A 14,511-nucleotide genomic window follows, 5' to 3' on the forward strand; every position below is an offset into this window, starting at 1 on the left:
ATTGCCTGGGGTTGATATCAGCAAGTGCTTTGAGTTATTCAAAAGGCATTCATGTACCTTATCACCATGAGTATCCCAAGCCATGACCCTCTCTCCTGTTCGGCTCACCCCGCCCCTACCTCCCATTCGATGGGAAAAACTGCCGGAAGACTTTCCCTTGCCGGATGAGCCTGTGGAAAGCACCTTACAGCCCCTTTTGGCTGCTGCTCTGCGTGAGGCATTGGAACTCGCTCAGATGATCCCTGCCCAGGCTTTGATCGCCTCCAACTTTGGCCTTTGCAGCACTGTCGGGGACAAGGTGGTGGTGAAAGCCCCCGACTGGGTTTATGTGCCCGCAGTACAGCCGATTCCCGAAGGAGAGATCCGCCGCAGCTATACCCCACACTTAGAAGGGAATCCCCCGGCGATTGTGATGGAATTCATCTCCGAAACCGAGGGCGGCGAGTACTCCATCAATCCCCACTATCCCTATGGAAAATGGTATTTCTACGAGCGCATTTTGCAGGTGCCTGTCTATGTAATCTTTCATCCCAAAACCGGTGAGCTGGATGTCTACCGCCTGGAGAATGGCCGCTATACCCCTGTATCGGCGGATGAAAACCGTCGCTACTGGATCCCGGAGATTGGCTTGTTTTTGGGGGTGTGGCGGGGACAAAAAGCCGAGACCAAAGCCAACTGGTTGCGGTGGTGGACTGCCGATGGGAATTTGCTCCTATGGGGAATCGAACAGGTAGAGCAGGAGCGGCAGCGGGCCGAAGCGGCAGAAGCAGCCCTCGAACAGGCCCGTCTGGAACAGCAGCGCCTAGCCGCGAAATTGCGGGAGTTGGGCGTGGATCCCGAGGCAATAGCCGATTGAGGGCTCTCCTAGTAGGTGCGCCCGCGCCAAGAGCGGGGCCGGCTGAGGGCAGATAGGATTATCCGCAGAACGGCCAAGGGATCCGCCAGAGGCGACATCCAGAACGTCCAAGGGGGATCCTGATAGGAGCCGCGAATGCCCAGCAGTACACCTAAGCGCAGAATCAGTAAGCCTAGGTTAAGCCCCAGCAGCACCTGCTCCGTCAGGGAAAAGGGAAACCCCATCCCGGCTTTGCCCAACAGCCCTACAACCACCGGCCCAGGGATCCCTTGGGTGAGGACGAGGAGAGCTATATCCCCCCACAACTGGGCCACAGGGGTGGCATCTTTCAAATCGAGGGATCGGCCCCACTCTCGCCAAGTTTCGCCAAAAGAAGTGTACATGCGCACCTTGAGCAGGTGCCGACCGTCGTAAAAAGCTACTTTAAAGCCGGCTGCCGCAATCTGCCGCACCAAGGTGACATCGTCACAGAAGGAGGCCCGCGCCAGCGTGTAGCCGTTCATGGCTTCCAGCACCGACCGGCGCACTAGCATACATTGCCCATTGGCCATCGTCCGTTCCGGCAGGGTGGCGGTGTCTCCGGCTGCCCCGTAGCGGTAGATCAGGGTCACCAAAAGAGCCGGTTGCAGCCAGCCTTCCCCCCAGTGCTGCAAGATAAACTGCGGTGCCAGGGTGATCAGGTCGAGCCTTTGGGCCTGGGCGGTTTCCAGCAGGCGCTCCACCAAGCCTGGCTGGGGGCGGGTATCGGCATCAATGCCCAGGATCCACTCAGAGGCCGGATCCGACTGGAGAAATCCGTAGTGCAAAGCCCAGGGGCGGCCCACCCATCCGCCGGGGAGGGGATCGTCGGTCAGCAGGCGAAAGCGGGGATCCCGCTTGGCCATCTGCAGCACTTTTTCGGGGGTGCCATCTTGAGAGCGGCTGTCCACCACCAGCACCTCCCGCAGGACGGAGCTCTGTTGGTGCAATCCTTCCAGGCAGGGATCGATGCGCTCGGCTTCGTTGAGGGTGGGCAACAACACGCTGACCAAGCCCGGCTGCAAAGGGATCCCAGGCTGACCGGGAGGCAGAGGGGAAGGGCGCCGCAAAGAGGGCAGCAGCCGCGCCAGCAGCACCGCCAGCATCGGCACTTGCATAACCAATAGGCTCAGGGCGGCAGCATCTCCAGCCCAGGCAGGGATCCCGCTCATGCCAGTTCTAACCTGTAAGGGAAAAGTGTCCAAGAATGCTTGCAAGAGAAGCCCAGGGAGGACAAACTCATACTCATGGTGATTTAGCAATTCAAAATCAGTCTGGTTGCATCGTGCCTGTGCCCATCCCCCCTCAAACCTGCCGGGCTTTTCATGGATGTCTTCATCCAGCTCAGCCACAAGGGATCCCCTGTTACGGTTGTGAAATTGCACAGTGAAAGGCTCAACGCCGCGATTGCCCGCGAGGTACGGAAAGAGCTAAGCCAAATTCTCACCGAGAAACCGGGACATTTCTTGTTGGATCTTAGTCAGGTTAGCCTGATCGACAGCATGGGGTTGTCGGTTCTGGTTTGGGCGCATCGCCATTGCCGCGCTTCGGGCTATCAACTCAAGTTCTGCAGCCTGCAGGAGCAGGTCAAGCTGCTCTTCTCCATCACCGGCTTGGATGCCATTTACGAGATCTACCCCTCTGTAGAAAAGGCACTTGAGTCTTTTCCGTAGCTCTCCCTATCGGGTCAACTGAGAACCGTCAGGGATCAGCTTCTCAACACCTGGATTAGCCTAACGGTTGAAAACCTGCTCAGGGGGAGGGGTTGCTGTTTTGGTTCTCGACCGTCTGGGGCCGGTTCACCTGGGCATAAACTTCTGCCTGTTGCCGAATCTGCTCCCGGACTTGGGGTGGGGCCAACCGCGCTGCTTGCTCAAACAGCTCAGGCGCTTTTGCCCGTAGGTTTTCATCGGTGGCAGAGCTGAGGGCTATGGCTTTGCCCAACACGGGGGTGAAATCACTGGGATCCGCCGCAATCAACTTGTCGTAGAGGACTACAGCTTTCTCAGTCTGGTTGTTGCGGGCGTAGACAAAGGCCAAGCGCAAACGTACATCATTATCTTCCGGCACTTCTTCAAGATGCTTCTCCAGCAGGGCAATGGCCTCAGAGGTGCGGCCCAGGGTTAGCTGCACATCCACCAACTGCTGCAGCACCTGGCCATCTTTGGGATCCCCCTCGTAAAGGAGCTGGAGCTGTTCTAACGCCCCTTCAAAATCCCCCGTATCCTGTTGGATTTGGGCCAAAAAAGCTCGCAGTTGCCGATTTTCGGGCTCCAGTTCCACCAGCTTCTTCAGCGGCTCAATGGCCCCTTGCGGCTCGTTGAGCTGCAGTTGGGTGTCGATCAACCCCCGCAGGGCAATGGGGTTATCCGGCTCCCGTTCCAGCACGGCGCGGTAGCCATCTGCCTGGGCCCGCAGTTGCTCGGTTACCCGGCTGGCCTCTGGGGATTCGGAAGGCCCGAGGGCCTGGAATAGCGGGCCAAAGGAGAAGCCCAAGAAAGTTACCGTGCCCACCACCAGCAGCAAAATGTTGAGGAGCTTGCGGGCTGGGGATTCTTGGGGTTTGGACTGAGGCATAAAGGGCTCGCGCAGAAGACTCCTCTGTACTCTATCATCGGCGCCGGGGCAGGCTGCGGGGTGAGGTTACCCAATACCCAAAACTTTTAAAAACAGCATCCAAGGGGAGGGCAATGCCGTACTGAATTTAGGTAGTGCTGAATCTTTTTGCCACCCCTCACTCCCTCTTAACCATGCGGATCACCAAATTTTCGGGCTGGAGGCCCGCACCATAGCCGCAGGCTTGGTGTCGGGAGGAAAGCCCTCCTTCATATAGGTTTGCTGGTCAAAAGTCTGGATAAACTACAATAAGCCCATGAGCCAGACTATCTCTGTACGTTGCAAGCTGATAGTCCCACAAGAGTTGCGTCAAGAAATTGACCGCACTTTGCAGGGCTTTGCGAACGCTTGCAACCAGATTCTCGACGCCGCCAAACAAAAGAACTGCTGGAACACCGCCAAGCTGCACCACTTGGTCTATCGGCCGGTAAGGGCAGCAACGGGGCTGAAAGCCAACCACGTCTGTCAGGCGCTCCGTCGGGTGATTAGCAATGCCAAGGCGGTGAAGCAAGTCCACAAGTTCCGCCCCACCAGTCTGACTTTGGACGCTCGTACTTTTAAGTACCGAGAGTCCGACCAGGCCGTGGACGTGACCCTGATGAGCGGACGGGTTTGACTCAAGCTCAAGATTGGCGGTTATCAAATCGCTTTGCTGCGGGGGCAAACGCCCACCAGCGCTACTCTGTCCAAGACCAAGCAAGGGGACTACTACATCAACATTGCTGTTGAGCTGGATACTCCCCCGACTGGCAAGACTCCCAAGGTAATCGGAGTTGACTTGGGCAGGCGGGATATCGCCACCGCTAGCAACGGACGCTCTTGGAGTGGAGAGCACATCCAGGCCGTCCGTGACCGGTTCAGCCGTGTACGCGCCAAGGTTCAATCCAAACGCACTCGCAGCTCTAGGAGGCTGCTGAGAAGGCTCTCTGGGAGAGAACGGCGCTACCAGACATGGCTGAACCACAACATCAGCAAAACCTTGGTCAGGGATGCCCAGGCTATTGGTGCGGCACTGGCTTTTGAGGACTTGACAGGCATTCGAGAGCGCCTGAATCAGAAGCCTCGGAGCAAGACTGAGCGGCGCAGGACTAACAACTGGGCGTTCTGCCAGCTCAGGATGTTTGTAGCCTACAAGGCTGCCATTGCTGGAGTGCCTGTGGTGCTGGTGCCGCCTGCCTACACCAGTCAGACCTGCCACAAATGCCTGCACATCCACCCTGAGCGGGGTAAGTCCTACCGCAATGGTAAGTCGTTCAAGTGTGGGCACTGCGGGTGGGAAGGGGATGCTGACCATAACGCTGCTCAAGTAATCTCTCTCCTTGGGGCGACTGTAAACTCGCCTGAAATTCCGAAACTTAGCTGCCCCCTGGGGCCGCTGGGGATTGGGATAAAGCCCGCACCCTGCGCATAGCGCGGGTGTCGGGTAGTTTACCGCCGCCATTCTCAGCGCTTCCCTGCGGGGGATGGCCAACTTCGACGAGGAGAACTTTCCCTACGATGTTGTCTACACCTTGGGTCGCTACTTCGCCCAAATGGGGGCCTTGGTGCAGCAATATGGGGGAGTACTGGCCAACCAGAGCGGGCTGAGAAGTCTGGCTTTGTTTGGCTTAAAACAACCCGAGCTGGCCGTACAGCAGGCACTGCAGGCGGGATTGGCGCTTGGACAGTCGGCGGCGGAGTTGAATAGGTCTCTGCGGCAACTCTCCTACCCCCAGGTTAAGCTCACCCTCGGGATCCACCACGGCCCGGTTCTTCTGCTCCCCATTGATCCCCAAGATCCGCAGCGGCTGTCTGCCTTTGGCAAGTCGGTCAATGTTGCCACCTGGCTGGAGTCGGTTGAGGATGTTTCGCAAGGGGGGGAACAGTCTGAGGAACAGAGCTCCCGGTTGCTCATCTCGGCAGCTGTGTATCGAGCCGTGGAAGGGCAACTCCTGCAGGTGGAGCCTCTTTCGGTGAAACCCGTTCCCAACGCCAAACCCATCCGAGTCTACAGGGTGCATCCCAACCCCGTCAGCTTGCCGACTGGCGAGGAGCAAGCTCCAGAAGCAACCAAGCCTGAACCGCTTGGATGGCTGGAAGCGCTCCGGGAATGGCTACAGGCTTGGTCTCGTTTTTGAGGGATCCCTTTAGGCAAAAACGCCATCCCTTTGCTGAACTTGGGCCTGCAAATAGGGGATCCCCACCCGATGGCAGTAATCTCCAAAGCTCTCGCCAGGACGGCGCTCCTGCTTGTAGGCCTGCAGGAGAACTCTCATCAGCGGCACGATCTGGCTGATGTGTACCCGATCCTGAAACACTTGCGCCAGGCGATCCCCCTGCGGGCTGGCTCCCAGCCAAATCTGGTAGTAGCCATCGGGGGCGGATCCCACCAATCCCAGCTCGGCCAGGTAGGGTCGGGCACAGCCGTTGGGGCAGCCGGTCATGCGTACCAAGAAGGGCGAATCTTGCAGATCCAGCTCCTGCAACAGCTGATCCAACTGGCGCACCAGCCCTGGCAAAGCTCGCTCCGACTCGGTAATCGCCAACCCACAGGTGGGCAGGGCAGGGCAGGCCATCGACAGCCGCACCAGTTGAGGGATCTCTTCTTTGGAGAGCACCCCGTGGGACTTGAGGATCTGGTTGATGGCATCCCGCTGCTGCTCCGCAATGTCGATGAAAAGTAAATCCTGAGTGGGGGTCAGCCGCACATGCAGAGAAAAGGCTTCCACAATCCGGCGCAGCGCCGTTTTGAGCTGCCGCTCTGGGGTGTCCTGGATACGGCCATTTTCGATGGAAATGCCCAAAAACCAACGGCCATCCCCCTGCTCGTGCCAGCCCAGGTAGTCGTCGCTGTTGGGAACAAACTTGGGTAGGGGGCGAAACCGGGGCAATTTTTCCCCCACATACTCCTCGACAACGCGGCGAAACTTGCGGATCCCCCAGTCTCTCACCAAGTATTTCAACCGCGCCTGCTTGCGGTCGTGCCGGTTGCCGTAGTCTCGCTGCACGGCCAAAACCGCTTGGCAAACCCGATACACCGCCTCCGGAGGGGCAAAGCAGAGCTTCTGGGCCAGCAAGGGCTGGGTTTCTTCCTTGCCGTGGGTACGCCCCATGCCCCCACCCACCACGATGTTGAAGCCCTTCAAGTTGCCCTTGCGATCCGTGAGCACAATCAAGCCCAGGTCCTGGGAGTACACATCTACCGTGTTTTCCCCGGCTACGGTGATGGCTGTCTTGAACTTGCGGGGCAAATAGACGGGGCCATACAGGGGTTCTGGGCCCTCTAACCTCACCCCGTTGCCGACAAACTTCTCGGCTTCCACCACTTCCTCATCCACCGGTGGGATGGGAACCGGCTCCCCATCCACCCAGATCTCGTAGTAGGCAGAGGTCTTCGGAGCCAACAGATCCGCCAGCTTGCGGGCATACTCTTGGGCATAGCGATAGGCAGGGCGATTTTTGTAGGGGGCCACCGGTGCCATCACGTTGCGGTTGACATCGCCGCAGGCGGCCAGGGTGGATCCCATCTGTTTGAGAATGCTGGCTATGGTGGCCTTGAGGTTTTTCTTGAGGATCCCATGCAACTGAAAGGTTTGCCGCGTTGTGGCTCGCAGGGTGCCATTGCCGTACTCATCGGCCAGCCGATCCAGGGTCAAGTAAAGCTGGGGGGGCACGTGTCCCCCTGGGATGCGGGTGCGCAACATCATCGAATAGGCCCGCTCCAATCCTTCCTGCTTCCGTTGCTGCCGCCGATCCCGGTCGTCCTGCTGGTAAGCCCCGTGAAACTTCAGCACCTGCACCGCTGCTTCGCTGAAGTGGGTGGTGTCTTGGGCCAGCTCCTGCTGAAGGGGATCCCGTAGAAAGTGGCTGTCTGCCTTGATCTGCTCCACCTTGGAACGCTTGGCCTCGGATGGGATCATGGGGGGCATTGGTGATCTCCGGTAAACCGGTCGGAATACTTGTGAATAACAGGCTATCACCTCCCTTGGGCGGCGTCCAGTTGGAAAAGTCAGCCTCCTATCCGGGTTTTGTTCCAAACCCGCAAAGCTTGTCATTTGAGTCAGCTGGAGATGTCGGCGCTGCTAGCTGGCCAGGGCTAGGCGGGCACCATACTCCTGCACCGACCACAGTTGCCAGGCACAATTCCCCTGCAGCTCCAAAACCAGGTCGTGGTAGGCCAAGAGGGTGGGACGATGGCCGACGCTGATGTAGGTGGTGTTCAGGTGTTGCAGCTGCAGGTAGAGCAGTTTTTCGTTGGCCACATCCAGGGCGCTGGTGGCCTCGTCCAAGATGGCGTAGCGGGGCTGGGTGATCAAAATGCGGGCGAAGGCAAGGCGCTGCTGCTCCCCAAGGGAGAGGGTGCTGGCCCAATCTTTCTCCACATCAAAGCCGCCCACCCGCTCCGGCAAGTCCCCCAAGTTCACCTGGGCCAAGACTCGGATGAGATCTTCATCGGTGAGGTCTCGGCGGCGTTTGGGATAGAGCAGTTGATCCCGCAGGGATCCCAGCAGCATATAGGGTTTCTGGGGCAAAAAGAGCATCTCCTGAGTATCTGGGCGGGCGATGGATCCCTGGCCGTTGGTCCATAGGCCGGCAATGGCCCGCAACAGGGAACTTTTGCCGCTGCCGCTAACACCGACAATCAAAAGCCGCTGGCCGGCTTCCAAGGCGAAGGAGAGATCCCGCACCAGGGTTCGTTCTGAATTGGGGGTGAGCAAAGTGACGTGGTTTAGCGCCAATTGCTGGGCAATGCGAGTTTGAATGTTGCTTTCCCGAGCGCCGGTGTGGCGCAGCGCCGGATCTTCCAGAGACTCGTGAAAGGAGCCTAAGCGGTTGATCCCAGCGGCAAAACTGGAAATGCTTTGAATCTGGTTGGCCACAATGGAGAGGGCGCTCAACACCTGGCTGAAGGCAATGGTGGCTTGGGTAATGGTGCCGAAATCTCGCACGCCGCTGAAGTAAAGGGGGGCGACGATGACATAGGGCACAATGCGGGTGAAATAGTTGTAGGCGTATTGGAAAATATCGATGATGGCCTGCCAGATGATCAGCAAATTAAAATTGCGCAAGGCCGCACCAAAGCGATGCAAAATTTGCCTGAGTTCTTGATCCTCTCCCTGGTAGAAGGCAATGGACTCAGCATTATCCCGCACGTGCACTAAGCTGTAGCGAAAATCGGCTTCGTAGCGCAGTTGATCGAAGTTAATTTTGATCAGCTTGCGACCAGCCAAAATGGCAATGGCGGTACCAATGGTGGCATAGACCACCAGCCCCAACGCCAACGGACGAGAAATGCCATAGAGAATGCCAGTAAAAGCATAGAGGGTGAGAATCGAGTCGAGAATGTCCAACAGGAAGGAGAGGGTGGTGCCGGTAAAGGAGCGAACATCCTCGGAAATGCGCTGGTCGGGGTTGTCGATTTCGGTGTTGGCGGCGTTGGAATCCAGCTCGTAGTAAGCCCGCTGATCGAAGTAGCGATCCAGAAAATGATCGGTCAGCCATTCTCGCCAAAACAGCCCTAGCTTGAGGCGAGTGTAGCGGTAGATCACCAAAATCGGAATGGCTGAGATAATCAGCACTCCATAAATAATCAAAAACTGCCAGAAAGTGGGCTCTTCTTTTTGCTGCAGAGCTGTGTCGATAAACCGAAAGATAAAGCTGATCATCACGTTCAGCCGGTTGACCGTCAGCGACAGAAACAGCAAAAAGGTGAGCAGCACCCACTGCAACCAGCGCTGGCGAAGCTGCCGCCACACTGCCCCAAAACAAAGGCTGCTCAGAGCCAAGCTGACCGAGGCCACCCACAGCACTGGCGAGGACAAGTTTCTCTCCGTTTGGGCCACCAATCCGGCTGCCACATTGGTAAAAAACTCCGGGAACAGGGCTTGACCGACCAAAGTCACCCCAATCTCCACAAAGAACATCAGGGCAACCACAAACACCATGGCCGCTGCCAGCAAGCCCAAAAAGATCCAGCCCCCATAGCGTACTCTGGGGTAAAAGTAGGGCTGGGCCACCGTGATAAACCGATCCCACAGTTTGCGGTCAAAGTTAAATTGAGAGGCTTGGGATTCCATTGTTGTGGTCGGCGGAGAGAGCAAGATCGACATCTCCCAGGCTAGCAGGCCATGGGTGCCAATCTGTGTTCAACAGGAGCGGATTCATTGGGGGTGGAACAGGTTCGGTGTCCCTTCAACCTTGCAACCGGTTTTGCCAAGCCGATTGGGCCGCCAGCCACACCGTCTGAACCGGCACGTGAAACTCCTGGGCGCGGGCCACACAGTCGCGAAACTCCGGCTGAGCGTTGACGATGCGGCCATGGTGGCGGGCCACTTTGATGTCTACCAGGCCGTAAGGGGTTTCCACCCGCTCGATAACCCGCTCCAGCAGGGTGCGCTGCTGTTGGAAGTGGCGAATGCCCAGGGTGGTGGTCTCCCGGAAGATGAGATCTTGACACTCCGGCACCCGATCCGGCGGACAGATAACGGTGAGCAGGATCCCCGGCCGCCCCTGTTTCATGGTGATCGGCTGGGTAAACACGTCCCAGGCCCCGAGGGCCAACAACTGCTCGCAGGTGTAGGCAATCACTTGGGGGTTGAGATCGTCGATTTGGGTTTGCAACACCGATACCGTTTCCGTTAGCTCTCCCCCATCGGCTTCCCCAATCCAGAGACGAAACACGTTGGGAATGGGCAGCTCTTGGGCACCGGCCCCACGCCCCACTTTTTCCACCCGCATCGGCGGACAGGGGCCAAACTCTTCCGCCAACGCCACGGCCAAGGCTGCTCCTGTGGGGGTTACCAGCTCCGCTTCCACCCCGTTGCTGAACACCGGCACGCGGCCCATTTCCCACAGCTCGATCACCGCCGGCACCGGCACGGCCAATTTGCCATGCTCTGTGCTCACCCAGCCGCCCCCAATAGGATGGGGGGATGACAACACCCGCTCCACCTGCAGCCAATCCAGGCCGATGCAAGTGCCGACAATATCCACCAAAGCATCCACTGCCCCCACTTCGTGAAAGTGCACTTTTTCCACGGGCACTTGATGGACTTTTGCTTCTGCCTGCGCCAACTTTTCAAACACCGCCAAGCTGCGGGCCTTAATGGCTGGGGAAAGCTGGGATCCCGCGATCAAAGCCTGAATCTCCATCCAATGCCGGGCAAGGGATCCCCCACTCTGGGATCCCAGCACCTCCACCACAGCTTGCAGAGCAGGCTGCCCACACCGCTGCACCCGGCTCACCTGCAGGCTATATTCCCCCTCGATGCCCAACGCCTGGAGCTGACGGTTGAGGTACTCCAAAGGCACCCCGCAATCCAGCAGGGCTCCTAGACACATATCGCCGGCAATGCCCGCCGCACAGTCGAAGTAGGCTATTTTCATGCTGGAGAACTGGGGGTAGCCGCTGCCGCCAGAATGGACTTGGATCCCTCTTGATTGTAGGCAGCAACCGGCCTGGAAAAGGCGACGGGAGAGCAGTTAGGCTTCCCTAGAGTCAGAAGATTCAGAAGATCGAGCAGCAGATTCCCGCCACTGTTGGATGATGTTGCCCAAATTGCGCCGGAATTCTCCAATTCCCAGCAGGGATCCCGGCTCGGGATCCCAGGAAGCCGAGAACACACCGTAGCTAATGCCCAAAAAACCAAGGCCAAACAAGGTCAGCGACTCCGCCAAGGTGAAGTAGGGGGGCAGAGCGACCACATGGTTGGTCAAGAGATAGTAATTCACAAAAAAGCTGCTCAGACCTAGCCCCGAAGGGATCCCAGAAAACACCAGAATCCGCCGCACCATCCGCCGGCTGACCTCAGGGGGAATCACGGCAACAGGCTCCTTCTTGGCCGGCTTCTTCTCCACCTCAACAGAGGCGGAGGGGGAGCGACGGCGAAAGGTTTTGGACTGGCGGCTGGATTTGCCCACGAAGACAGATCTCCGATAGCGTTTTGGATGGGCTGCCTACTTTTTCACCCGGATGTTCAGCCGTTCGGCCAGCTCCCGGAAGCGGTCAGGAGAATGCTTGGCGATGTAGTTGAGCAAACGCTTGCGACGACCGATCATCATCAGCAGGCCGCGGCGGGAGTTGAAATCCTTCGGGTTTCTCTGAAGGTGCTGAGAGAGCTGGTTGATGCGACTGGTGAGCAGAGCCACCTGAACCTCGGCAGAACCGGTGTCGGTGTCGTGCAGTCGATAGCTCTCAATGATCTGCTGCTTCTCTTGTTGCAATAAGGCCATAAGATCAAGGGACTGGATGCACTGCTTCAAGATAATAACATCGGCTTTTCCTCCCTCGCTATGGCCGAGGAGGGTTATGGAGAGAATGGGATATGACAACAACCTCTGGGGATCCTCCGGCACTGCCCGCTTTGCTGGAGCTGTTGAACTCACAAGACTTGGGAAATCGGCTGCGCGCTGTCAACAAAGCCAGAGAACTGCCTGGGCCAGAAGCCCTGACATTGCTGCAGCGAGCGATTCACGACGAGAATGCCCGCGTCCGTTATGCTGCCATCAGCCAGATGGGCACCCTGTCTGGCGTCGATCCGAACCTACTGTTGCCCATTTTGCAGCGCTCTTTGCGAGAGGATCCGGAGTTCGATGTGCGGGCTGCTGCCGCCGCTGCCCTGGGGGATCTCAAGCAGCCACAGGCCCTGGCCGATCTCCTGGAAGCTTATCGGCGAGAAACGGAGTGGCTGGTACGGTTTAGCATCATCGCTGCCCTGGGAGAGCTGGGGAACCCTGCCGCCTTCGACACTCTGGTGGAAGCTTTGCAGGACAAGAGCGAGCTGATCACCACAGCCGCTGCCGCTGCCTTGGGCGATCTGGGGGATCCGCGGGCCATCCCCTACCTGGATCCCCTCATTGATTCCGACGACTGGCAACTGCGCTACCGCGTCTGCATTGCCCTGGCCAAGTTGGGAACAGAAGCCGCTCGCGCCGGACTGACCCGGCTGGCCCAGGATTCCCAAGAACAGGTGGCCGTACATGCCCGGGCTGCCTTGGGATCCCTGTAGATCCCTAGCTCATGGCATTGATGATGTAGTCAAAGTAAGGGGCGGCTTCAGCGGCTGCCGCCGGCTCCAACAAGCTGAGGGCAGCTTCCTTCAAAAAGACAATCGCATCGATCATGCCGGCGATGGGTACATTGAGGGCATTGTACATTTCCCGCACCCCTATCAGGCCGATAGACTCAATCGGCTCTTTGCTGCCGGCAATAATGCCATAGGTCACCAGACGCAGATACCAGTCGTAATCTCGCAAACATTGGTTGTAGCGCTTGTCACCGTAGGCATTGCCACCGGGTTGCACGTACTCGGGCCGCTTGGCGAATAGCTGCTTCTGGGCCTGGTCAATGATGCGCTTTTTGTTTTCTGCTAACACCTGAGCGATTTGCAAGCGCCTCTCGCCGGTGGTCATGTAATTCCTGATGGCTTCCAGTTCGCTAACTGAGAGGTAACGCAGCTGGTCATCCGCGGTCTCGATGATCTGGTTGATCACGCTCACGGTAGGGATTCTCCTGTTTTCTAACTTGCTTTCAATTCGGTTCATCAATTCGCAACCCATCCCCCCAGCCCAAGGTCGGCCCAAGAGATGAGCAGGTAGCTCGGCAAGCCAGCGCCGCCGGCTGCTCCCAGTTTAGGATAGGGCAAACCTTCCCTCAAGCACTTTGGCGTGACTCCATCTCGAGACTGGCCCTAGATCCGGCCTCGCAGCCATTGGGCCATCTCATTGCGGCGTGGGGCAGCCTCCAGACACACCTCTTCGGTAATCCGCCCCTCTTGGTAAAGCCTAAACAGGGATTGATTCATGGTACACATGCCCTCATAGGAGCCGTCGGCGATCAGCTCCTCAATTTCATCCACCGCCCCCCGCTTGATGTAGTCCCGAATGGCATCGGTGTTGCGCATGATCTCGTGGGCCGCAGCTCGCTTGCCATCGGTGGTGCGCACCAGGGTTTGAGCGATGATCGCCACCAGGGTTTCTGCCAGCTGCAGACGCATCGGCTCCTGTTCTTCCGGCTTGTAAATCCCCAGCAGACGCTCGATGGTGCGGACGGCGCTGTTGGTGTGCAGGGTTCCAAAGACCAAGTGGCCCGTCTGGCCGGCCTTCAGGGCAATATCCACTGTCTCTCGATCCCGCATCTCCCCAATCAGGATGATGTCCGGATCTTCCCGCAGAGAGGCTTTCAGGGCATTGGCAAATTCCAGGGTGTGGATCCCGACCTCCCGCTGCCGCACCATCGATTTCTTGCTCTGGTGGACGAACTCGATGGGATCCTCAATGGAAATGATGTGTTTGGGAAAGTTGGAATTGATGTAGTCCACCATCGCCGCCAAGGTCGTGGACTTACCGGATCCGGTGGGGCCGGTCACCAAAACCAAGCCTTTGTGCTCTTCGGCAATGCGCTTTAGCACTTCCGGCGCCCGCAACTGCTCCAGCGTCAAAATTTTCAACGGGATCAGACGCATCACCATAGCCGGGCCAAGAAGGGAAACAAAGCAGTTGACCCGACAACGCACCAAACCCTCGTACTGGATGGCAGTATCCAGTTCCAAACATTCCTCAAACTGGCGAATTTGGCTCTCCGGCAGGCTTTCCCGCAGCCAGCCATAGAACATCTCGGTGGTGGTGACCGGGTAGTTGGTCAAAAGCATTTGCCCCCGATCCCGAAAGCGAGGCACTTCCCCCACCCCCAAATGAATATCGGAGTAGCCTTTGTCATAGGCTTCCTGCACCAGTTGGCGCAGGGTCAGGCCCGCAGGAGTAGCTGGAGCCACCGGGATCCGACCGGCAGCCGTTGGGCGAGCTGGTGGCGCAAAAGGCGGAGCGGCAGGATTGGGGCTGGGCGGCGACACTGGAGGCCGAGCAGCAGCAGCCGGAGCCGGAGTGGGCGGGGGCATTCGAGGGGGAGCGACAGGATCGGGCACAGGCACCTGAGGGGGAGCGACAGCCACACCAGGCGGAAGGGGCCGACCCAGAATGGGGTTGGGGGGGCTTTTGGCGTTGACAGGCCGGGATCCCATCCCTTGGGAAGCTGAACCCAGCAC

13 protein-coding genes and 1 pseudogene are annotated in these 14,511 nt (G+C 58.2%); 5 read left to right on the forward strand and 9 right to left on the reverse strand.

Annotated elements, in window-relative coordinates; genetic code table 11:
• Window positions 1–82: 82 nt before the first annotated feature.
• Window positions 83–856 carry a Uma2 family endonuclease gene (locus ACVW0C_RS06585; RefSeq protein WP_414408014.1) on the forward strand — a complete coding sequence of 258 codons (774 nt, stop codon included), beginning with the start codon at window positions 83–85 and terminating at the stop codon, window positions 854–856.
• Between the two features lie 8 nt (window positions 857–864).
• Here ACVW0C_RS06585 and ACVW0C_RS06590 read toward each other — a convergent pair whose 3' ends face one another.
• Entirely contained in the window at window positions 865–2,046 is a 1,182-nt protein-coding gene (locus ACVW0C_RS06590) for a glycosyltransferase (protein ID WP_457384694.1), read from the reverse strand.
• A 153-nt stretch (window positions 2,047–2,199) separates the two neighbouring features.
• On the opposite strand from ACVW0C_RS06590, the gene ACVW0C_RS06595 reads away from it, so the two are divergent.
• Window positions 2,200–2,547 carry an STAS domain-containing protein gene (locus tag ACVW0C_RS06595; protein WP_414341893.1) on the forward strand — a complete coding sequence of 116 codons (348 nt, stop codon included), beginning with the start codon at window positions 2,200–2,202 and terminating at the stop codon, window positions 2,545–2,547.
• 79 nt (window positions 2,548–2,626) lie between these two features.
• Here the strand turns inward: ACVW0C_RS06595 and ACVW0C_RS06600 are convergent, their stop codons facing one another.
• Window positions 2,627–3,451, reverse strand: a complete 825-nt coding sequence (locus ACVW0C_RS06600) for a tetratricopeptide repeat protein (RefSeq protein ID WP_457384695.1) — start codon at window positions 3,449–3,451, stop codon at window positions 2,627–2,629.
• Between the two features lie 295 nt (window positions 3,452–3,746).
• Here ACVW0C_RS06600 and ACVW0C_RS06605 point away from each other — a divergent pair.
• Window positions 3,747–4,901 (forward strand): annotated as a pseudogene (locus tag ACVW0C_RS06605) (RNA-guided endonuclease InsQ/TnpB family protein).
• Window positions 4,902–4,929: 28 nt separating this feature from the next.
• Entirely contained in the window at window positions 4,930–5,607 is a 678-nt protein-coding gene (locus ACVW0C_RS06610; RefSeq protein ID WP_457384715.1) for an adenylate/guanylate cyclase domain-containing protein, read from the forward strand.
• A gap of 9 nt (window positions 5,608–5,616) precedes the next feature.
• On the opposite strand, the gene ACVW0C_RS06615 is transcribed toward ACVW0C_RS06610, so the two are convergent.
• From ACVW0C_RS06615 to rpsO, 5 genes are all read right to left on the reverse strand, one after another.
• Window positions 5,617–7,398, reverse strand: a complete 1,782-nt coding sequence (locus tag ACVW0C_RS06615; RefSeq protein WP_457384696.1) for an NADPH-dependent assimilatory sulfite reductase hemoprotein subunit — start codon at window positions 7,396–7,398, stop codon at window positions 5,617–5,619.
• A 153-nt stretch (window positions 7,399–7,551) separates the two neighbouring features.
• A complete protein-coding gene (locus ACVW0C_RS06620; protein WP_457384697.1) occupies window positions 7,552–9,579 on the reverse strand; it encodes an ABC transporter ATP-binding protein/permease in 2,028 nt (675 codons plus the stop codon).
• 82 nt (window positions 9,580–9,661) lie between these two features.
• Window positions 9,662–10,855, reverse strand: a complete 1,194-nt coding sequence (gene larC, locus ACVW0C_RS06625) for a nickel pincer cofactor biosynthesis protein LarC (RefSeq protein WP_457384698.1) — start codon at window positions 10,853–10,855, stop codon at window positions 9,662–9,664.
• A 96-nt stretch (window positions 10,856–10,951) separates the two neighbouring features.
• A complete protein-coding gene (locus ACVW0C_RS06630; RefSeq protein WP_414329551.1) occupies window positions 10,952–11,389 on the reverse strand; it encodes a photosystem II biosynthesis protein in 438 nt (145 codons plus the stop codon).
• A 36-nt stretch (window positions 11,390–11,425) separates the two neighbouring features.
• Window positions 11,426–11,701, reverse strand: coding sequence for a 30S ribosomal protein S15 (rpsO, locus tag ACVW0C_RS06635; RefSeq protein ID WP_011431855.1), 276 nt, complete (start codon window positions 11,699–11,701; stop codon window positions 11,426–11,428).
• 92 nt (window positions 11,702–11,793) lie between these two features.
• Between rpsO and ACVW0C_RS06640 the strand changes: the two genes are divergently transcribed.
• Window positions 11,794–12,477, forward strand: coding sequence for a HEAT repeat domain-containing protein (locus tag ACVW0C_RS06640; protein ID WP_414329553.1), 684 nt, complete (start codon window positions 11,794–11,796; stop codon window positions 12,475–12,477).
• Between the two features lie 4 nt (window positions 12,478–12,481).
• Here ACVW0C_RS06640 and apcD read toward each other — a convergent pair whose 3' ends face one another.
• Window positions 12,482–12,967, reverse strand: coding sequence for an allophycocyanin subunit alpha-B (gene apcD, locus ACVW0C_RS06645; RefSeq protein ID WP_011431857.1), 486 nt, complete (start codon window positions 12,965–12,967; stop codon window positions 12,482–12,484).
• Between the two features lie 191 nt (window positions 12,968–13,158).
• Window positions 13,159–14,487 carry a type IV pilus twitching motility protein PilT gene (locus tag ACVW0C_RS06650; RefSeq protein ID WP_457384716.1) on the reverse strand — a complete coding sequence of 443 codons (1,329 nt, stop codon included), beginning with the start codon at window positions 14,485–14,487 and terminating at the stop codon, window positions 13,159–13,161.
• Window positions 14,488–14,511: the final 24 nt, after the last annotated feature.

The organism is Thermostichus sp. OS-CIW-26 (assembly GCF_054058395.1).

Excerpts from the sequence above, each read along its gene's own strand:
- ACVW0C_RS06585 (WP_414408014.1), top strand. The coding sequence starts at position 83 with ATGACCCTCTCTCCTGTTCGGCTCACCCCGCCCCTACCTCCCATTCGA.
- ACVW0C_RS06590 (WP_457384694.1), bottom strand. The coding sequence starts at position 2,046 with ATGAGCGGGATCCCTGCCTGGGCTGGAGATGCTGCCGCCCTGAGCCTA.
- ACVW0C_RS06595 (WP_414341893.1), top strand. The coding sequence starts at position 2,200 with ATGGATGTCTTCATCCAGCTCAGCCACAAGGGATCCCCTGTTACGGTT.
- ACVW0C_RS06600 (WP_457384695.1), bottom strand. The coding sequence starts at position 3,451 with ATGCCTCAGTCCAAACCCCAAGAATCCCCAGCCCGCAAGCTCCTCAAC.
- ACVW0C_RS06615 (WP_457384696.1), bottom strand. The coding sequence starts at position 7,398 with ATGCCCCCCATGATCCCATCCGAGGCCAAGCGTTCCAAGGTGGAGCAG.
- ACVW0C_RS06620 (WP_457384697.1), bottom strand. The coding sequence starts at position 9,579 with ATGTCGATCTTGCTCTCTCCGCCGACCACAACAATGGAATCCCAAGCC.
- larC (WP_457384698.1), bottom strand. The coding sequence starts at position 10,855 with ATGAAAATAGCCTACTTCGACTGTGCGGCGGGCATTGCCGGCGATATG.
- rpsO (WP_011431855.1), bottom strand. The coding sequence starts at position 11,701 with ATGGCCTTATTGCAACAAGAGAAGCAGCAGATCATTGAGAGCTATCGA.
- ACVW0C_RS06640 (WP_414329553.1), top strand. The coding sequence starts at position 11,794 with ATGACAACAACCTCTGGGGATCCTCCGGCACTGCCCGCTTTGCTGGAG.
- ACVW0C_RS06650 (WP_457384716.1), bottom strand. The coding sequence starts at position 14,487 with ATGGGATCCCGGCCTGTCAACGCCAAAAGCCCCCCCAACCCCATTCTG.